At 49.7% G+C, this 19,179-nt stretch carries 13 protein-coding genes, 2 tRNA genes and 3 rRNA genes; 2 read left to right on the forward strand and 16 right to left on the reverse strand.

Translation table 11 applies throughout. From position 1 onward, the window contains the following. Positions 1 to 274: 274 nt before the first annotated feature. From kdpC to ACKFKF_RS14760, 12 genes are all read right to left on the reverse strand, one after another. Positions 275 to 919 carry a K(+)-transporting ATPase subunit C gene (gene kdpC, locus ACKFKF_RS14705; RefSeq protein WP_446868368.1) on the reverse strand — a complete coding sequence of 215 codons (645 nt, stop codon included), beginning with the start codon at positions 917 to 919 and terminating at the stop codon, positions 275 to 277. Then, a complete protein-coding gene (locus ACKFKF_RS14710; protein ID WP_446858108.1) occupies positions 919 to 1,188 on the reverse strand; it encodes a potassium-transporting ATPase subunit F in 270 nt (89 codons plus the stop codon). The genes kdpC and ACKFKF_RS14710 overlap by 1 nt, the downstream gene beginning before the upstream one ends. Positions 1,189 to 1,202: 14 nt before the next feature. After that, complete coding sequence (gene kdpB, locus ACKFKF_RS14715) at positions 1,203 to 3,299, reverse strand: potassium-transporting ATPase subunit KdpB (protein WP_446868369.1); 2,097 nt, start codon at positions 3,297 to 3,299, stop codon at positions 1,203 to 1,205. Positions 3,300 to 3,363: 64 nt separating this feature from the next. Continuing rightward, positions 3,364 to 5,109, reverse strand: a complete 1,746-nt coding sequence (gene kdpA / locus ACKFKF_RS14720; RefSeq protein ID WP_446868370.1) for a potassium-transporting ATPase subunit KdpA — start codon at positions 5,107 to 5,109, stop codon at positions 3,364 to 3,366. 580 nt (positions 5,110 to 5,689) lie between these two features. Then, the gene (locus ACKFKF_RS14725; RefSeq protein ID WP_446868371.1) at positions 5,690 to 6,325 is read right to left on the reverse strand and encodes a HEAT repeat domain-containing protein; all 636 of its coding nucleotides are present in this window, start codon (positions 6,323 to 6,325) and stop codon (positions 5,690 to 5,692) included. 221 nt (positions 6,326 to 6,546) lie between these two features. Then, a 5S ribosomal RNA gene (rrf, locus tag ACKFKF_RS14730) occupies positions 6,547 to 6,663 on the reverse strand. Between the two features lie 135 nt (positions 6,664 to 6,798). Beyond that, positions 6,799 to 9,682, reverse strand: a 23S ribosomal RNA gene (locus ACKFKF_RS14735). A gap of 238 nt (positions 9,683 to 9,920) precedes the next feature. Continuing rightward, a tRNA-Ala gene (locus ACKFKF_RS14740) sits at positions 9,921 to 9,993 on the reverse strand. Between the two features lie 12 nt (positions 9,994 to 10,005). After that, a tRNA-Ile gene (locus ACKFKF_RS14745) sits at positions 10,006 to 10,082 on the reverse strand. A gap of 164 nt (positions 10,083 to 10,246) precedes the next feature. Then, a 16S ribosomal RNA gene (locus ACKFKF_RS14750) occupies positions 10,247 to 11,738 on the reverse strand. The 16S, 23S and 5S rRNA genes sit together here with 2 tRNA genes alongside, the layout of an rRNA operon. A gap of 342 nt (positions 11,739 to 12,080) precedes the next feature. Then, complete coding sequence (locus ACKFKF_RS14755; RefSeq protein ID WP_446868372.1) at positions 12,081 to 12,752, reverse strand: lysophospholipid acyltransferase family protein; 672 nt, start codon at positions 12,750 to 12,752, stop codon at positions 12,081 to 12,083. Between the two features lie 8 nt (positions 12,753 to 12,760). Continuing rightward, positions 12,761 to 14,194 carry a DUF3370 domain-containing protein gene (locus ACKFKF_RS14760; RefSeq protein ID WP_446868373.1) on the reverse strand — a complete coding sequence of 478 codons (1,434 nt, stop codon included), beginning with the start codon at positions 14,192 to 14,194 and terminating at the stop codon, positions 12,761 to 12,763. Between the two features lie 221 nt (positions 14,195 to 14,415). Here ACKFKF_RS14760 and ACKFKF_RS14765 point away from each other — a divergent pair, with 221 nt between their 5' ends. Further along, positions 14,416 to 15,204, forward strand: coding sequence for an MORN repeat-containing protein (locus ACKFKF_RS14765; protein WP_446868374.1), 789 nt, complete (start codon positions 14,416 to 14,418; stop codon positions 15,202 to 15,204). A gap of 12 nt (positions 15,205 to 15,216) precedes the next feature. On the opposite strand, the gene ACKFKF_RS14770 is transcribed toward ACKFKF_RS14765, so the two are convergent. The 4 genes from ACKFKF_RS14770 to petB form a co-directional block, all read right to left on the reverse strand. Then, positions 15,217 to 15,684: an MEKHLA domain-containing protein gene (locus ACKFKF_RS14770; RefSeq protein ID WP_446868375.1), complete on the reverse strand. Its 468-nt coding sequence runs from the start codon at positions 15,682 to 15,684 to the stop codon at positions 15,217 to 15,219. Then, complete coding sequence (locus tag ACKFKF_RS14775) at positions 15,681 to 16,100, reverse strand: thiol-disulfide oxidoreductase DCC family protein (protein ID WP_446862145.1); 420 nt, start codon at positions 16,098 to 16,100, stop codon at positions 15,681 to 15,683. The genes ACKFKF_RS14770 and ACKFKF_RS14775 overlap by 4 nt, the downstream gene beginning before the upstream one ends. Positions 16,101 to 16,335: 235 nt before the next feature. Beyond that, positions 16,336 to 16,818, reverse strand: a complete 483-nt coding sequence (gene petD, locus ACKFKF_RS14780) for a cytochrome b6-f complex subunit IV (RefSeq protein ID WP_446862146.1) — start codon at positions 16,816 to 16,818, stop codon at positions 16,336 to 16,338. Positions 16,819 to 16,922: 104 nt separating this feature from the next. Continuing rightward, positions 16,923 to 17,570, reverse strand: a complete 648-nt coding sequence (gene petB, locus ACKFKF_RS14785; protein ID WP_446862147.1) for a cytochrome b6 — start codon at positions 17,568 to 17,570, stop codon at positions 16,923 to 16,925. Positions 17,571 to 17,934: 364 nt separating this feature from the next. Between petB and ctpA the strand changes: the two genes are divergently transcribed. Continuing rightward, on the forward strand, positions 17,935 to 19,176 hold the full coding sequence (gene ctpA, locus ACKFKF_RS14790) for a carboxyl-terminal processing protease CtpA (RefSeq protein ID WP_446868376.1): 1,242 nt from the start codon (positions 17,935 to 17,937) through the stop codon (positions 19,174 to 19,176). Positions 19,177 to 19,179: the final 3 nt, after the last annotated feature.

Consider the following 19,179-nt stretch of genomic DNA (forward strand, 5'->3'; position numbering starts at 1 on the left):
ATGGACACTGGCACTATTTTACTGGCTACACCTTCCTATTTCCAATAAAGTCTAACGATTAAGTTTCAGAGGTGAAGTGCTTGAGGTGAGATGTTTAAGGTGAAGTGTTTGAGGTGAGATGTTTAAGGTGATGTGAATTCGCTGAAATTCTTTCGCGCTGTTCCCTGAAGCTTTTGCCCTCCGCTTCCCTCTGAATAACTTTCACTAGCGGGATCTCGAAGCGCGTGCAGCAAAGCATTTCACCGAATTCACATCTGACTACACCCTGGAAACTCTAGGCGGCTGGCTTGAGTTTATCTAAAGCAAGGTTGAGCTTCAAGACATTTACGCCAGGTTCGCCAAAAATGCCCAAAAAGCGACCATCCGTATTTTGTGAGATCAGAATTTCGACCTGATTGGGCTGTACTCCTCTGGCTTTGGAGACGCGATCGACTTGGGCAGTGGCCGACTCTGGCGTAATGTGCGGGTCAAGGCTAGAACCAGAGGTATAAACGAGATCAGCCGTCGGTTTTACGCCTGCTTTTTGGAGACGAGGAATGTCACCTTCGATCGCGTTGGCTGGGTCAGGATCGCTCTTACCTCTGATTCGATCCAACAAGGCGGGATTGCTAGGAGCTAGATTGCTCGCCCCTGATACGCCCGTTTTGAGAACACCCGCTTCGTCCTTTTGGGGATCAGCCGTACTGTAGCTGGTGGTGCTGGGGCGACTGTTGAAATATCTGTCTGAGGTAAACGGCTGACCAATCAGCGCCGATCCAACGTCTTGACCTTGAGCATTTTTAAGCAGACTGCCATTGGCCTGAAACGGAAAAACAATCTGCCCAAACGCAATCATGACCAAGGGATACATCACTGCGGTCAACACCCAAAGCACCAGGGTAGATCTGACGGCTCTACCTGCCTCACGCGCAAAACTCATTAGAATCTCTCCGGTACAAACATGACAAAGAATAAATAGATGCCCAGGGCGACCACAACCAGTCCGAGCGCTGACAACCAATAGGTTTGGCTCCGAGACAGATCGCCCCCCGTAGCCGCAAAGACCGCAGGCGCTAAGACCAGATTGAAACACAGTCCTAGAAACAGGTAGAGCGGTAGTTTTTGTCTGCGCCACTCAGCAAAGAGATCGATCGCAGTTTCGACAATCTGAACAGAAGTTTGAGAAAATGATGAACGAGTTGGTTTCATGGCGATGATTGGTTCTAAGAAAAAGGAATTAGCACATCGATGATTTTGATGGCAATAAAAGGAGCAATGACACCGCCAACGCCATAAAGCAAAATATTACGACGCAGCAATTGATCAGCCGTCAATGGTCGAAACTGCACGCCCTTTAACGCCAACGGAATCAAAGCAGGAATAATCAGCGCATTGTAAATCAAGGCTGAAATGATGGCAGATTGGGGACTTTTTAGCTGCATGACATTCAATGCCCCAATGCCAGCCGCCGCAAAGATTGTCGGAATGATCGCAAAATACTTGGCAATGTCGTTGGCGATCGAGAAGGTCGTCAGGGCCCCACGGGTGATGAGAAGCTGTTTGCCGATCGTCACCAGATCAATCAGCTTAGTCGGGTCAGAATCTAAGTCCACCATGTTGGCCGCTTCTTTGGCAGCCTGGGTTCCCGAATTCATCGCCACACCGACGTTGGCTTGAGCGAGAGCAGGCGCATCATTGGTGCCGTCTCCCGTCATGGCGACCAGCTTGCCCTGAGATTGTTCTCGACGGATGACATCGATTTTGTCTTCGGGAGTGGCTTCGGCGATAAAGTCGTCTACGCCTGCTTCTTGAGCGATCACCGAGGCGGTAATTTGGTTGTCACCTGTGAGCATGATCGTTTTGACTCCCATGCGGCGGAGTTGATCAAAGCGTTCTCTTAGACCTGGTTTTACAATGTCTTTGAGGTAGATCACGCCGTAGATTTCGCTATCTTGACAGACGGCGAGGGGCGTTCCTCCCAGTCGAGAGACGCGCTCATAGGCTTCGTCTAGTTGAGAAGGGACAGTGCCCCCGCGTGATCGCACAAATCCCCGAATCGCATCGACTGCCCCTTTACGAACTTCGCGCCCGTTGGGTAGGTCAGTGCCGCTCATTCGAGTTCTAGCGGAGAATTCTACTCCAGAAGCATGGTCGGTATCGAAGCTGACAGTCGCGCCATTTTGCTCGGCTAACCGAACGATCGATTTCCCTTCTGGCGTTTCGTCAAACACACTGGCGGCGAGCGCAACCTGAGACACTTCTTCAAGACTGTGACGATTGACGGGGATGAACTCAGCCGCTAACCGATTGCCTAATGTGATCGTGCCTGTTTTGTCGAGTACCAGCGTGTTGATGTCTCCGCAAGCTTCGACGGCTCGACCCGATGTGGCGATGACATTAAACTGAGCGACGCGATCCATTCCGGCGATGCCGATCGCACTCAACAAGCCCCCAATCGTCGTCGGAATTAGGGCAACTAGCAGCGAGATCAGAATGGCGATCGTCGTCGGTGACTGCACATAGTTAGCGAGCGGTGATACCGTGGCTACCACAATCAAAAAGACGAGCGTCAGAACCGAGAGCAACACTGTCAAAGCAATCTCGTTGGGCGTTTTGCTGCGGGATGCCCCTTCGACTAGCGAAATCATGCGATCGATAAAGCCTTGACCGGGATCAGACGTGACTCTAAGAATCAATTCATCAGACAGAATGCGCGTTCCCCCTGTTACCGAACTCATGATATCTGTACCGGGCTGTTTGAGAACGGGAGCCGATTCGCCTGTGATTGCAGATTCATCAACCGATGCGACCCCCTTGATCACTTCACCATCAGAGGGAATCATATCGCCTGCGACGACTTTCACCTGATCGCCTTTTCGCAGTGCGGTCGAACTCACTTCTTGAATGGAGCCGTCTGGCAGTAGTTTGCGAGCGATCGTATCGGATCGAGTCGATCGCAGCGAATCCGCTTGGGCCTTCCCTCTTCCTTCGGCAACCGCTTCCGCAAAGTTGGCAAAGACAATGGTGAAGAACAAAATCAGTGTAATCAGTCCGTTGAGCACCCGTTCTTGACCCGGATCGCCCTGGACAGTGCCAAACAGATTGGGATCAAGGGTAACGAGCAGAGTGACGATCGTGCCAATCCAGACCACAAACATGACGGGATTTTTGACCTGATTGCGCGGATCGAGCTTGGTAAATGACTCCCGAATTGCTCTCTGATAAAGCCCACTCATGTTTACTTTAGGCGTGCGTCTGCCAGCGTCGCGAGTGTTGATTGGCTGAGAAGCGATCGGAGTCGTATCCTGTGGAGTGTCCATAAGTTCAGAATTTGTCGGAAGTGAGGAGTAACAATCAGGCTCAATTTTGAAGGTGAGAATTTAGCTACCCAATTCCTTTAGCAATTTGGAAAGCTTCGGCGATCGGCCCCAGCGCCAAAACTGGGAAGAAGGTGAGTGCGCCTAAAATTAAAACTACGCCTGCTGTCACTCCAGTAAAGAGTCCTGTATCGGTACGCAGCGTTCCGGTGGTGAGCGGAACAGGCTGTTTGCGCGACATGCTATCTGCCAGCAGCAGAAGGGCCGTGATCGGAACAAAGCGTCCGATTAACAAACTAAAACAAGTGCTGAGATTCCACCAGAGAGCGGTTGCGGTTTGGGTTGCGCCCCCCGCTATCGCAAACGGCGACGGCTGAGAATCGCCCAATCCTTCAAATCCAGAACCATTATTTGCAGCGGCTGACGCATATTCATACATCACTTGAGCTAATCCATGAAAACCAGGATTACTAATACCCGCTAACTGATCAGGAAATGCCAGCGCGATCGCTCCGGGAATTAGAATTGCGATTGGGTGAACTAATAGAATTAGAAAGCTGGCTAAAACCACTTCTCGCTTCTCAATTTTGCGCCCCAAAAACTCCGGAGTTCTACCGACCATTAATCCTGTGACGAATACTGCGAGGATCAAGTAAGCGAATAGATACGCCGTCCCAGTACCCTGTCCGCCCCAGATGATTTGCAGAAACATATTCGACAAAGTGACAAAGCCACCATTGGGCATAAACGAATCGTGCAAACTGTTGACTGCACCACACATCGTCCCCGTCGTCGTCGTCGCAAACAGGGCAGACTGGGCCCAGCCAAACCGGACTTCTTTTCCTTCTAGATTGGGAGCCTGACCTCCCAGCAGCGCATTGACTGCGGGGTTACCGTTGTATTCTCCAATTGCGTTGGTGATGATGAAGCCAACATAAATTGAGAACACCATCCCATACACTAACCAGGCTTGTTTTCGATTGTTAGCAAACACGCCATAGGTGTAGATAAAGGACGTTGGAATACACACCATTCCCACAATTTGAATCAGATTGGTGAATGGATTTGGATTCTCAAACGGATGAGCTGAGTTAATGGCAAAGAAACCGCCGCCGTTTTCTCCCAACTGCTTGATAATTTCGTAGTGCGCCACGGGCCCGCGAGCGATCGCTTGACTCACAGCCGGATCTTCTAGTGTCGCCACCACTGCTGGCCCTGCGAACGTTTCGGGAACACCAGATGCAATGAGAACAACCGCCCCCACAATGCTGATTGGCAACAAAATGCGGGTAATTGATCGAATCAAATCCACATAAAAGTTGCCCAAGGGCCGACCCGTCAATCCGCGAATAAAGGCAATCCCCACGGCTAACCCCGTCGCTGCCGAAGTAAACATGTGATAGCCCAATCCCAACATCTGAGTGCCATAGCTCAGGTAGGTTTCGCCAGAGTAGTGCTGCTGGTTGGTGTTAGTGATAAACGAAATCGTGGTATGCAGCGCAGTGTCCCAAGTTGGGGCACCAACTCCCGTTGGATTAAACGGTAACCAACCTTGGCTGAGAATGATCAAAAAGAGCAGCAGAGCCATGACAAAGTTGCTGTATATGATCGCTCGTGCATATTGCCAACCCGTCATGTTTTCTCTGGCTTGAACACCCGACAAAGCGTAAAGTAAGCGCTCGATCGGATTCAGAATGGGGTCGAGCAGAGTTCTTTGTTCTTGATAAACGCGGGCCATATACCCCCCCAAGAAGGGAGTCATTGCTACTACAATGAGCAGCGTCAATGCAATTTGAAACCACCCTTGAAGCATGGTTCATTGAACTCCAATATGATAAATCTGAAATTTTGGTTGAGAAGGCGATCAAGCTTCAGTCGTTAGACCTTAGACTTTAGACTTTGAATACAGGTTGTTAGTCTTTGGTCTTCGATCTTTACCAATCCTGTATCGCTAATGGAAGAAATTGATATGAAAAGCACAACCATAAGCCCATCTAACTACTAGACTGTAGACACTCAAATCTGTATTTCTAGTAACTAGAACTTTTTGCCTTTAGAAGCCTTCAATTTCAATCATGTGAGAACTATTGGAGAATAACAAGGTATATCTTTGCGTTTACCCCGCTCATCTCTTTCTCCAAAGGTCTTTCTAGTAGCTAAAGCATTTCGGCTGTTTAGATAAAATCTATATCTGTGTGTATACTCGATCTAAACATCAAGTGGACAAAGAATTCACCGTAGTTCCGGTAGTTTGTAAAAGTCAATCAGTCAAAAGACCTAATTAACTGTAAGCTCGATAAATCTTGCAGACAACGCTTGTCCAAAAGTCTTCCAGAATTAGGAGACAGAAACACTCAACAACGAAGCGAAAGACATCATCGAACCAACACTAATTAAACATTCTGTAACTGCTGTTGGGCAAACTGCACGCGCGATCGAATCGCTAGACTTTCATCTGTTTGAGCAAGGTGATGGAAATGAGCCTGAATTTGAGCAAACCAATCAGGATACGTTTTGACCACGGCGATCGCTAAGAATTGTAGTGCCAAAATAGCTGCATATCGAACGACCCATTCATGATCGTGAGAAACCTTCAGCAGAGCCTGGAGAGCCTGAAGTTGTGCCGATTGTCTGTGAGTGGAGTCTAACTTTTCCCAGTTGATCGTGCCCAATCCTCTCGTGGCAGCCCGTCGCACACTCATCGCAAAATCATTCTGGGCCGCAGTAAGCAAGATCTCCAAACCACGAGGGTCACCGATACCAGCTAAAGCACGCACCGCCCAGGCTCTCGCTCCATAATTGTAGCCATCCAACTGTTCTAATAATGGACCGACGGACGCTTCCCCAAGTCGAATCAACCCATCTACCGCTGCAACCGCTGCCCCAGGATTGTTATAGCCAAGCGCCGTGATCAACACTGGGATTGCTTCGATCGCTTCAGCACTGGCCAGATTTTGCACTGCCTCTAACAGACGAGTTGAGGAATCGGCTTGATCAACAGCAAGAATTAAAGTTTGGATGTCAGTCACGATCGCTTGGAAACAAAAACTAAATGGACTTAGACGCAAAGAACCGTTTGCATCTTCACCCCTTTCTACCGTAATGGCGATGGCTCACCTCGTCTTCAGTAGCTAAAGTTTAGGGCCGATCAACACTCAATAACACGGCAAGTTCAGCGTCTTAGGATAGAAACCTAAAGCCTCATTCCAGGATTTAGAAAGAGGCTTTAGGCTTTTGGTTGAGATAGAGGTCCTGGCGATGAGCTATTTTTGCAGGAGGCTACCCTCCGACTATCTTCGCCGCTGCCGCGTTTCACACCTGAGTTCGAGATGGGTCAGGGTGGTGCCACGACGCTAGGAACACCAGGAAAGCTTGTAGTTAAGGCATTTTCAATTGATTCATCAGTTCGATGAATCAACTAAAGAGATAGAGCCATGAAGGCTGCATAGACACTTGTCATAATCAAACACTAGATGCCGGTTTAAGTTGATAGTTGATAGTTGAGGTCAAGCCCTCGGTCTATTAGTACTTCTCGACTGCACGCATTACTGCGCTTCCATCTAAAGCCTATCAACGGGTGGTCTACCCGTGACCTTACTGGGTTAACCCCATGAGAGCACTCATCTTGAGGTGGGCTTCCCACTTAGATGCTTTCAGCGGTTATCCGCTCCGCACATGGCTACCCTGCGTTTACCGTTGGCACGATAACAGGTACACCAGCGGTGCGTCCTTCCCGGTCCTCTCGTACTAAGGAAGGCTCCTCTCAATGCTCTTACGCCTGCACCGGATATGGACCGAACTGTCTCACGACGTTCTGAACCCAGCTCACGTACCGCTTTAATGGGCGAACAGCCCAACCCTTGGGACGTACTACCGCCCCAGGTTGCGATGAGCCGACATCGAGGTGCCAAACCTCCCCGTCGATGTGAACTCTTGGGGGAGATCAGCCTGTTATCCCTAGAGTAACTTTTATCCGTTTAGCGACGGCCTTTCCACGCAGCGCCGTCGGATCACTAAAGCCGACTTTCGTCCCTGTTTGACGTGTTTGTCTCACAGTCAAGCTCTCTTGTGCTTTTACACTCTACGGCTGATTTCCAACCAGCCTGAGAGAACCTTTGCGCGCCTCCGTTACCTTTTAGGAGGCGACCGCCCCAGTCAAACTGCCCACCTGATACTGTTCCTTCGCCGGTTAACGGCTGAGGGTTAGAATTCTAGCTTTGTTAGAGTGGTATCTCACCGTTGGCTCCATCGTCCCCACAAGGACAATCTCACAGCCTCCCACCTATCCTGCGCAAACAAAGCCCGAACCCAATACCAGGCTACAGTAAAGCTTCATAGGGTCTTTCTGTCCAGGTGCAGGTAGTCCGTATCTTCACAGACACTCCTATTTCGCCGAGCCTCTCTCCGAGACAGCGCCCAAATCGTTACGCCTTTCGTGCGGGTCGGAACTTACCCGACAAGGAATTTCGCTACCTTAGGACCGTTATAGTTACGGCCGCCGTTCACCGGGGCTTCAGTCGCCAGCTTCGGATTGCTCCTAACCAACTTCTTTAACCTTCCGGCACTGGGCAGGCGTCAGCCCCCATACTTCGTCTTACGACTTCGCGGAGACCTGTGTTTTTGGTAAACAGTCGCTTGGGCCTCTTCACTGCGACCACCTCTCGGTGGCACCCCTTCTCCCGAAGTTACGGGGCCATTTTGCCGAGTTCCTTAGAGAGAGTTATCTCGCGCCCTTGGGTATTCTCAACCTTCCCACCTGTGTCGGTTTAGGGTACAGGTAATTTTGGATTAACGTGGTTAGAGCTTTTCTAGGAAGCTTGACATCACACACTTCGAGTCCGTAGACTCTCGTACTCATGCCTCCGCTCAAGTCGTTTTCACCGACTCTCATCGCCTCGGACACTTAAACCCCTAACCAACATGGGGCTGTGTTAGCCTTCTCCGTCCCTCTGCACAATCCAAAATCAGTATCGGAATCTTAACCGATTGTCCATCGACTACGCTCTTCAGCCTCGCCTTAGGTCCTGACTCACCCTCCGTGGACGAGCCTTCCGGAGGAAACCTTGGGATTTCAGGGCATTGGATTCTCACCAATGTTTGCGCTACTCAAGCCGACATTCTCACTTCTGCTTCGTCCACACCTGCTTCCGCTGATGCTTCAAACTACAACAGAACGCTCCCCTACCGATACATCGATAGATATATCCCACAGCTTCGGTACATAACTTAGCCCCGTTCATTTTCGGCGCAGGAACGCTTGACCAGTGAGCTATTACGCACTCTTTTAAGGATGGCTGCTTCTAGGCAAACCTCCTGGTTGTCTTTGCATTCCCACCTCCTTTATCACTGAGTTATGATTTGGGGACCTTAGCTGGTGGTCTGGGCTGTTTCCCTCTTGACGATGAAGCTTATCCCCCACCGTCTCACTGGCAATGTGTGCACAAGGTATTCAGAGTTTGACTCGATTTGGTACCGCTCTCGCAGCCCGCACCGAATCAGTGCTTTACCCCCTTGCTATAATCATTGCCGCTGCGCCTCAACACATTTCGGGGAGAACCAGCTAGCTCCTGGTTCGATTGGCATTTCACCCCTAACCACAGGTCATCCGCTGATTTTTCAACATCAGTCGGTTCGGACCTCCACTTGGTGTTACCCAAGCTTCATCCTGCCCATGGTTAGATCACCAGGGTTCGGGTCTATAAATACAGATTAGCGCCCTTATCAGACTCGCTTTCGCTTTGACTTCGCCATTCTCGGCTTAATCTACCTGTACCTATAAGTCGCCGGCTCATTCTTCAACAGGCACACGGTCAGACGTTTAAATCGTCCTCCCATTGCTTGTAAGCTGATGGTTTCATGTTCTATTTCACTCCCCTTCCGGGGTTCTTTTCACCGTTCCCTCGCGGTACTGGTTCACTATCGGTCACACAGGAGTATTTAGCCTTACGAGGTGGTCCTCGCAGATTCACACGGGATTTCACGTGCCCCATGCTACTCGGGATGCAGCTAGTATCATTAAGCTTTCGACTACGGGACTTTCACCCCCTCTGGTGCAGCATTCCACTGCTTCGTCTAGCCGCTTGAGTCCATATCGCTGTCCCACGACCCCAAAGTGCATGCACTCTGGTTTAGGCTGTTTCCGTTTCGCTCGCCGCTACTTGGGAAATCACGTTTGTTTTCTCTTCCTTCAGCTACTAAGATGTTTCAATTCGCTGAGTTCGCTCTTTCCACCCTATGGATTCAGGTGGCAGTATATAGGGTTGCCCCATTCGGAAACCTCTGGATCAATGCTTGCTTCCAACTCCCCAGAGCATATCGTCGGTAACCACGTCCTTCTTCGCCTCTGTGTGCCTAGGTATCCACCATCAGCCCTTCTTAGCTTGACCACTTGTTTCTCAACAATTCGGTCAACTTCAACTAACTCTCAACATTGGTGTCTGTGATATTTGTCTCTGACATCTCATCCGTTATTCTCCAGTTCTTCCTGGAAAAACATTCCGAGAGTCAGCTACTTTCTACCTGACAAGTTTCTATGCAGTTTTCATGGTTCTAGCTGAGTCAGACCCAGCAGACTCTTTAGTGTTACCTAAATCAGTTGCTGGACTGTTTGACTGTCTTGGACAGTGGAGGTTAGCGGACTCGAACCGCTGACATCCTGCTTGCAAAGCAGGCGCTCTACCAACTGAGCTAAACCCCCCTTCGATAAGAATGGTGGGCCATCCTGGACTCGAACCAGGGACCTCACCCTTATCAGGGGTGCGCTCTAACCACCTGAGCTAATAGCCCATCTACCCAACCAAGCTCATAGTCTGGAAGTCAACACTTATTCTCGAACGACCTTGGGATGACCATCTCAAAACGTGTCAAGCAGTCATTCGCGATGAAGCTTTGGATTTCTCCTCACGCCTCACGCCTCACGCCTCACTATCTTGAGAGGGTAGGTCTCCCTAAAAGGAGGTGATCCAGCCACACCTTCCGGTACGGCTACCTTGTTACGACTTCACCCCAGTCATCAGCCCTGCCTTCGGCATCCTCCTCCGCGAACGGTTGGAGTAACGACTTCGGGCGTGGCCAACTTCCATGGTGTGACGGGCGGTGTGTACAAGGCCCGGGAACGTATTCACCGCAGTATGCTGACCTGCGATTACTAGCGATTCCGCCTTCATGCAGGCGAGTTGCAGCCTGCAATCTGAACTGAGCCACGGTTTATGAGATTTGCTTGTCCTCGCGAACTTGCGGCTCTTTGTCCGTAGCATTGTAGTACGTGTGTAGCCCAAGGCGTAAGGGGCATGCTGACTTGACGTCATCCCCACCTTCCTCCGGTTTGTCACCGGCAGTCTCTCTAAAGTGCCCAACTTAATGATGGCAACTAGAAACGAGGGTTGCGCTCGTTGCGGGACTTAACCCAACATCTCACGACACGAGCTGACGACAGCCATGCACCACCTGTGTTCGCGCTCCCGAAGGCACTCTTCCCTTTCAAGAAGATTCGCGACATGTCAAGCCTTGGTAAGGTTCTTCGCGTTGCATCGAATTAAACCACATACTCCACCGCTTGTGCGGGCCCCCGTCAATTCCTTTGAGTTTCACACTTGCGTGCGTACTCCCCAGGCGGACAACTTAACGCGTTGGCTACGGCACTGCCCGGGTCGATACGGGCAACACCTAGTTGTCATCGTTTACGGCTAGGACTACAGGGGTATCTAATCCCTTTCGCTCCCCTAGCTTTCGTCCATGAGTGTCAGTTCAGGCCCAGTCACGCGCTTTCGCCGCTGGTGTTCTTCCCAATCTCTACGCATTTCACCGCTACACTGGGAATTCCCGTGACCCCTACCAAACTCTAGTCTTGTAGTTTTCACTGCCTGTATCTAGTTAAGCTAGACGCTTTGACAGCAAACTTTCAAAACCACCTGCGGACGCTTTACGCCCAATAATTCCGGATAACGCTTGCATCCTCCGTATTACCGCGGCTGCTGGCACGGAGTTAGCCGATGCTGATTCATCAGGTACCGTCATTGATTTCTTCCCTGATAAAAGAGGTTTACGACCCAAGAGCCTTCCTCCCTCACGCGGTATTGCTCCGTCAGGCTTTCGCCCATTGCGGAAAATTCCCCACTGCTGCCTCCCGTAGGAGTCTGGGCCGTGTCTCAGTCCCAGTGTGACTGGTCATCCTCTCAGACCAGTTACCGATCGTCGCCTAGGTAAACCATTACTCCACCTACTAGCTAATCGGACGCGAGCTCATCTTCAGGCTATAAATACTTTCACCCCGAAGGGCACATCGGGCTTTAGCAACCGTTTCCAGTTGTTGTTCCCGTCCTGAAGGCAGATTCTCACGCGTTACTCACCCGTCCGCCACTAAATCCGAAGATTCCGTTCGACTTGCATGTGTTAAGCATACCGCCAGCGTTCATCCTGAGCCAGGATCAAACTCTCCATGTTGTTGAGTTTCATTCGCTCATTCTTCGGTAAGCTCAAATTACTCTGAAACTTACCTCTCGTTGCGTTACCTTCTCCCAATCCCCTCAAGAACCTAATTCTCTCGAAAATTGGGAAATCAATTTACTTTGACGAGGTTAAGTGCTATTCTGACTTCCAAACTATGCAGTTGTCTTGGTTCAGTGCCCCCAGAAGAACCGCCGCTTTCGCTTGGCTCCTCTCGACCGCTTGACTAATGTAGCGTGAACTTAAACCTACTGTCAAGAGATTCGCTGGAAAATGTTCCGAAGGGGCTGGAAGTCTTTTGGCCCAGATGTTTGAAAAATTCATCAATGTCTCTCAGTGCTATGAGGAACTCTTCTTGAGAGGGTACTCATCTGCTATGAGCTTTAGACCATGCGAGATTTCTTCTTGAAGGGCTTCGGTGAATGCTTGAGCAGTTTGTTGCTCATCAGGTTGACGGTACTGCTTTATAAATAGAGGTGGAGCAATATGAACAATAACTTCTGCCCTCGGAGATGAAGTAGGGCTGTATTGTATTGCGATCGGCACTACAGGAATAGAGATTTCTGGTTTTGCGGTTGCTTCAGTTTGGAGAATTAAGCGAGCTATTCCAGGCTTTAAAGTACGTAGAGCCTCATCCCGAACGATTCCACCTTCAGGAAAAACAACTAGCTTTTCCCCCGCTCGAAGTAATTGAATGGTCAGACGGATACTAGAGACTTTGGGACGAGTGGGGTCAAGCGAGAAGCCTCCCAATCGTTGAATTAGCCAACCCTGCGCGCCAGTCATTTGATCCGATCGCGTCATAAATCTCAGAGGTTCTCTACTCAACAGAGCGAGAACAAGCGGATCCCAACGGCTAAAGTGTTTGGAGGCTAAGACCATCGGGCCTTTGTCTGGAAGATTTCCACGGCCCTGAATTGTAATCTGACTGAAATAGAAGTGAAGAAAGGCACGGTGAATAGGAAACAGCGACCAGTAGAGCCACGGAGCAACGTTTGCGGATTCAAGCACGATCAACCTTAATTGTTTAGCGTCTTGATTGTAAGAATTTGGGGCGGAGTCGCGTCAGGAGGACATAGAAAATCGACTTCGACTGAGCGTTGAGTGCCTCCTTTTAGGGTCAGCGTCACCAGTGGTTCACCTTGTTGTCCTCTACGTTGAACCAGATGGATGTATCGGATTTGTGGAGTTCCTTGATCGTCTGCATAACGAAGTCGAACCGTGCCTCGAAAGAAGATTTGAGGTTCAGGGGCGGTGAAAAAGAGCAGTTCATCTCTGCCCTTGTCCTGTTTGACGGGAGTTTCGACCACCAGTGCAACAGTTTTAGTTTGCTTTGTATCATTGTGAAGCGGCAAAGTCAGATTGTACTGAATCCCGTAATTGCCGTTTGCAAGGTAGGCAGTGTCAGGATAGCGAACGAGCATTGGAGCGCTTTGGACTTGCCCCGTACCAAAAGTACCTTGGGGCAGGGTACTCAACCCGTAAGAAATTGCACGTCCCTTGCGGGGAATCGTTAGCCGATCGCTCCTTGGAGTATCCGTAAGTTTTGCTTTCCATTGTGACCCCTGGGCGACTCCAGCCACTCGGCCATAGATGATGCGATCAGTTTTCTCAGAAGGTGGAGTGGGAGAACGATCGCGCGGGCCGGCCAAGCCACCCGTATCGAGAAGGTTTTGCCATTCTTCTAGCGTCGGAATGCGCTCTGTTCCATTTGGATTGCGAGGTGCGAACATAGCCAGAGATGCCACATAAATGGAATGACTGCTAGATAAACGCATTAGAGTGGAGCGGCCATTGGAAGTGGGTGTGACAGATCCGGCCGGAATCGGTAAATTCATCAGCATCTGGCTTTGTCTCGGAGGGATCACTAGCGATCGTGTCCAATTGCCTTGCTTACGTCCCCTAAGAATGTCATTGACAACTCGCCCACCAGGGCCGGCGTAAACAGTACCAAGAGGATCTTCGATATAGGGTGGCAAATTGATGAATTGTGCATCTGGGCGAGTCAGATAAGTAGCGGCTTGCAGAATCTCAACGGTAACAGGCTGAAGACCAGGGTTATGAAGAAGAATTCCTTGAAATAGGCTGCGCGTCTCGCTAGGATTACTGGCTTTAGAAATGTGGTGAGAAAAGAGGTCAAATCTCCCTTGAAAAGCAAAGTTTAGATGAGCAGAGGGCACTCGTTTGCCTTGAGGCGGAAACGTAGAGAGTAAGATCCCTTCAGTCATGACCATTTCTGGACTATTGCTATTGAAAACAGGGATCTCGTCAAGCTTGCCGGACAGAGCCCGAATCTCTTGAGGTTGAACAATCTCTTGTCTCTGAAGGATTTCTTGTGGTTGCAGATCTTCTTGGAGTGGCAAAGTCTCTTGGGGAGGGAGAATAGAAGCGACAGCAGGCGGTCTGGAATTTGGGGGCAGCGTGACAACCTGAGCGATTGGGAAAACAGGCAAAAACGGGAGCATGGTGCGCTGGTATTCGATTAAGGGGGATTTTACATAATTGAGAGTTGACTTGATGAAGCACTAACGCGCAGTTTGCTCACAAAATTTTCTTCTCTTGCTTGGATCGAACGGTCAAGATCAGGAATTTCCTCTAGGAGGTTCGCAATCATGATGCCGTACTCTTGAACAAGGAATTGCACTTTTGAAGTTTTGTTGAACTCGCGATCGTCATGGCATCTGTAAAGTCAGCCCCCGTCAACTCGCCACTTAAAATCTCGTCTCACTCATCAGTTTGGCTTCGTCAAATTGGACTTAGCCTCTTGGTGACGGTCGGCGTTAATTCTACTGACCACGCGTTTGGGAGAGCGACGGCGATCGCGAGTTCTGAGCCTACTAGCAGCTACTGTAATGGAAAGCTGAAAGATGGCACCCTTAGTGGGTCACATATCTGTGTCTTTCCCAGTGGAAACCGCTACCAGGGAGAATTACGAAATAGTGAACGAAACGGGAAGGGTACTTTCTTCTACACAGATGGAACAGAGTGTAAAGGTGAATTTCGCAACAACTTTTTAAACGGTCGGGCAACTTGTATTTTTACAAGCGGCAATCGCTATGAAGGCGAATTCCGAAACAATCAAAGACACGGTAAGGGTATATTTACTTACCGCAACGGAACCCGATGTGAAGGCGAGTTTCGCAACAACTTTCTAACCGGACTAGGAGCCTGTATTTTCCCTAGTGGTAATCGATATCAAGGGGCTTTTGTAGAAAACAAGCGGCAGGGAAGAGGGGTGTTTATCTATGCAAATGGGACGCAGTGTGAAGGCGAATTTCGAGATGGCTTGATGAACGGTCTCGGTGTCTGTATTTTTCCTAACGGCAACCGCTATGAGGGGGAGTTTCGAGAGAGCAAGCGTCACGGGCGAGGCGTGTACATTTTTGCTAACAACGCTCGTATCGAAGGCAGTTGGCGACAGGACAGGTTTGAAACACAGACCAGTCGGGGACTCAACCGATAAAAGTAGAAGGCGTTAGGGTAAGAACTTCCAGTGAGAGAAGGTGGCAGCTTGACCGAAGGAGCGGTTGTTCTCGTCGAAGACATCCCATAAAGTCACATTCTCAATCCAAAATCGCTGTCCAGTACTGGTGATCCGAATCCCGCGATAATCGTTGATGTAGCCTTTGAGTTTGGCTTCTGCTAGGAGGCGATCGCGCTCTGCCTGGACAACTGGTTCGGCTGACAGTCGCGACGACATTTGGGTAAACTGCTTCCAATCCAACTGCCACAGATGAAGCGCCTGGGCATTTGCGTAATTAAAAATTGGATCGGGTTCAGTCCCGTGAGAAACCACAGCGAAGGGAGCTTCAAACAAGGACTGAGCTTGCTTCTCAGGAGAATCTTGACCAACTAAAAGTTTGCCTGTCCAATGTTGAAAGCTTTTAATCAAGCGTTGGGTGTGATCAATGACAGAGGCTTTTTGCCACGGAGGAAGATTCATTGCGAAAAGTACTGTTCACAGGCGGTGTCACAAGCAGGATAGGCGGTTTTATAGGTTTCTGATCGTCGTCCAAACAGCGTGTACCGATTGTCGCGAACTTGTTCGTAAACGCGATCGCCCACCCATTTGACTCCGGGCAAGCTTTGGTAAGCTGTCACAAACGGGCTGCCAAAAGGAAGTAGGCGACCGATTTCTTCTGCGGCATTGCTACCTTGCCAGCGGCGATCTCGGTTCTCATTATCGATCAAAATCATACCCTGTTCGCAGTCTTGAGCGGTCACGCCAAATTGATCCAGCCCTGTTTGATCCTGCATGGGAATGTACTGAAAGCGATCGCCTCTATCCAGCGTTTCTAGAAGTTGCACAAGGTTAGAGCAAAGATTGCACTGCCCGTCGTAAATCACAGTGTAGGTCATTGATGAATTCTATGGTGTTGTTGTGCGCTGTGTTCATTGTAGTGTTGAGCATTTAGCAGTGGGTCTAGCTGACACAGCCCTCGCTTATCCAATTGGTTTTAATGAGGTCACTTTTTGAGAGAGCAATAACACGTCGATCGCTTCATCGTTGAAAACTCATAAAAAAGTGGCACCTGACAGCCTCCAAACTAAATTGGAGAACTACAGATGCCAAATTGCAAAGTCAAAGAATTACCTAGAATAAGCCCAAGGTGAGCGCCTTGCTAACAGGGAAGGTTGCCCCAATTCCTAACCAGAGCGTCACAGCCGTTCCAAACAGGAAAACTGCCATCGCAACAGGGCGACGGAAAGGGTTCTGAAATTTATTCACATTTTCGATAAACGGAACAATCAGCAGTCCCAGAGGCACAGATCCCATCAGCACAACACCCAGCAGTTTGTTTGGCGCGATCCGCAGAATGTTGAACACAGGGTACAAATACCACTCAGGCAAAATTTCGAGCGGCGTAGCAAAGGGGTTAGCAGGTTCGCCAATTTGAGCGGGGTCAAGGACTGCCAAACCGACACAGAGGGCGATCGAACCCAAAATCACCACCGGGAAGATGTACAGCAAATCGTTGGGCCAGGCGGGTTCACCGTAATAGTTGTGACCCATTCCTTTCGCCAACTTGGCACGCAATTGAGGATCAGTTAGATCCGGCTTTTTAACAGTTGCCATAGTCGAAAAAGGCTCTCCTTATAGATGGAAATCGCAGGAAGGGGAAGGCAGGCAGCCTTAGATCTTAGATTAGCTCTACTCCTCTAATCTAAAATCTAAAGTCCTTACAGAGGGCCAGAAATGCCTTGTTTGCGGATCATTAAGAAATGCGCCAGCATAAACACAGCAATCAGCCAGGGAAGAACGAAGGTGTGAGCGCTGTAGTAGCGAGTCAGCGTGGATTGACCCACACTTGCACCCCCACGCAGCAAGTCAGCAATCAGCGTGCCCACTACGGGGATTGCTTCAGGTACGCCAGACACAATTTTGACTGCCCAGTAGCCCACTTGATCCCAAGGCAGCGAGTAGCCCGTTACCCCAAAGGAAACGGTAATCACAGCCAGAATGACACCCGTCACCCAGGTCAATTCGCGGGGCTTTTTGAAACCACCTGTCAGGTAAACCCGGAAGGTGTGCAAAATCATCATCAGCACCATCATGCTGGCAGACCAACGGTGAACAGAGCGAATCAACCAGCCAAAGTTGACATCGTTCATGATGTACTGCACCGACTCAAACGCTTCGGTAACAGTTGGTTTGTAATAGAAGGTCATCGCGAACCCAGTTGCAAACTGGATCAAAAAGCAAGTTAACGTGATTCCACCCAAGCAGTAGAAGATATTGACATGAGGCGGCACGTACTTGCTGGTTACGTCTTCCGCGAGGGCCTGAATTTCGAGGCGCTCATCGAACCAGTCGTACACATTTGCCATAAAGCAAGCGTTCCTAAAAATGATTGCTGTTCATAAAAAATGTAACACAGCCTTAAGCCTGATTACAGTCTGGAAAACGTTTATTAGCCAAAGTTTGAGTGGTTTTGGTTAACCTTTTTCGAGGGTTAAGGCTTTTTAACTATTTGTAAAGAAAAGTTGCGTTTTTAGCGCTTTTGTTAGTTGCTCTTCCAAGTGGTTCGGACTTTAGACGTTCGACGCTAGACATGAGACGGGCTGAAAGTGCTAGCTTTTGGTTAGAACAGTTACCCTGTAAGGAATTCAGTCTTTTGTCCTTCTGTTAGTTGGTCTTAATTCTGAGGGCAGAGTAGAAATTTAAGGGCATTTACGGTTAGTATCGATCGCTATGGGAAAACGATTTTCTTGGATTCGCTTACTGCTCGTATTTAGTTTGTTGTTTGCGATCGCCTTTAGCAGCTTTGCTCCAATGGCCCAAGCTCTGAGTGAAGAGCAGCGGTTGGTCAACGAAGTTTGGCGAATTGTCGATCGCTCCTACGTTGATTCCAGCTTTAACCATCAAAATTGGTGGGCGATTCGAGAAAAGTATTTGAAGCAGCCTTTGCCCAATCGAGAAGCGGCATACACGGCGATTCAGCAGATGTTGGCGGGGTTGGATGATCCCTTTACTCGGCTGCTCAAGCCTGATCAGTATCGCAGCTTGCAGACCAGTACGTCGGGCGAGTTGACGGGGGTAGGCTTGCAGATTGCACTCGATCCAGAGACGAAGCGATTGCGGGTAATTGCTCCAGTTGAGGGTTCGCCTGCTGCCAAGTCGGGAATTCGACCTGCGGACAGCATTCTAATGATTGACGGCATAACGACTGAAGGACTGACGCTAGATGACGCGGCGGAACGGATGCGAGGCACGATCGGGAGTCATGTCACATTGACGATCGAACGAGAAGGCGAAGCGTCCAAAGATATTGAACTGGTGCGCGATCGCATTGCCCTGAATCCCGTTTACGCTGAGTTGCGTCCTCAATCAGACGGCAAAAAGATTGGCTACGTGAGGTTGGGACAGTTTAACGCCAACGCTACAGTGGAAGTGGCTCACGCGATCGCTCGTCTCGAAAAGCAGGGAGCCGATTCATATATTCTCGATTTACGAAATAACCCTGGTGGATTGCTACAAGCTGGCATTGAGGTGGCGCGGCTGTGGATCGATGAAGGCACGATTGTCTACACTGTCAACCGTCAAGGCACGATCGGCAGCTATGAGGCGATGGGAGAATCTTTAACCCGTGACCCGCTTGTCGTTTTGGTGAATCAGGGAACGGCCAGTGCCAGTGAGATTTTGGCAGGAGCCTTAAAAGATAACGGCCGTGCAGTCATCTTGGGCGAAAAAACGTTTGGCAAAGGCTTGATTCAATCGCTGTTTGATTTATCAGATGGGTCGGGTTTGGCAGTCACGGTCGCTAAATATGAGACTCCCAGCCACACGGATATTAATAAGGTGGGGATTTCGCCCGATCGAGTCGTTCCGCTTGAGCCAATCACATTAGATAAGTTTGGTGCCTCTGGCGATCGTCAATACGAAGCGGCAGTCGAAGCAATCACGTCTAATTCACTTTTTGCGGATGCTGCTTGATAG

It is taken from the genome of Phormidesmis sp. 146-12, from assembly GCF_052939495.1.

What these genes read in the sequence shown, in the direction of transcription:
- kdpC (WP_446868368.1), bottom strand. Translation starts at nt 919, where the DNA reads ATGAGTTTTGCGCGTGAGGCAGGTAGAGCCGTCAGATCTACCCTGGTG.
- ACKFKF_RS14710 (WP_446858108.1), bottom strand. Translation starts at nt 1,188, where the DNA reads ATGAAACCAACTCGTTCATCATTTTCTCAAACTTCTGTTCAGATTGTC.
- kdpB (WP_446868369.1), bottom strand. Translation starts at nt 3,299, where the DNA reads ATGGACACTCCACAGGATACGACTCCGATCGCTTCTCAGCCAATCAAC.
- kdpA (WP_446868370.1), bottom strand. Translation starts at nt 5,109, where the DNA reads ATGCTTCAAGGGTGGTTTCAAATTGCATTGACGCTGCTCATTGTAGTA.
- ACKFKF_RS14765 (WP_446868374.1), top strand. Translation starts at nt 14,416, where the DNA reads ATGGCATCTGTAAAGTCAGCCCCCGTCAACTCGCCACTTAAAATCTCG.
- ACKFKF_RS14770 (WP_446868375.1), bottom strand. Translation starts at nt 15,684, where the DNA reads ATGAATCTTCCTCCGTGGCAAAAAGCCTCTGTCATTGATCACACCCAA.
- ACKFKF_RS14775 (WP_446862145.1), bottom strand. Translation starts at nt 16,100, where the DNA reads ATGACCTACACTGTGATTTACGACGGGCAGTGCAATCTTTGCTCTAAC.
- petD (WP_446862146.1), bottom strand. Translation starts at nt 16,818, where the DNA reads ATGGCAACTGTTAAAAAGCCGGATCTAACTGATCCTCAATTGCGTGCC.
- petB (WP_446862147.1), bottom strand. Translation starts at nt 17,570, where the DNA reads ATGGCAAATGTGTACGACTGGTTCGATGAGCGCCTCGAAATTCAGGCC.
- ctpA (WP_446868376.1), top strand. Translation starts at nt 17,935, where the DNA reads ATGGGAAAACGATTTTCTTGGATTCGCTTACTGCTCGTATTTAGTTTG.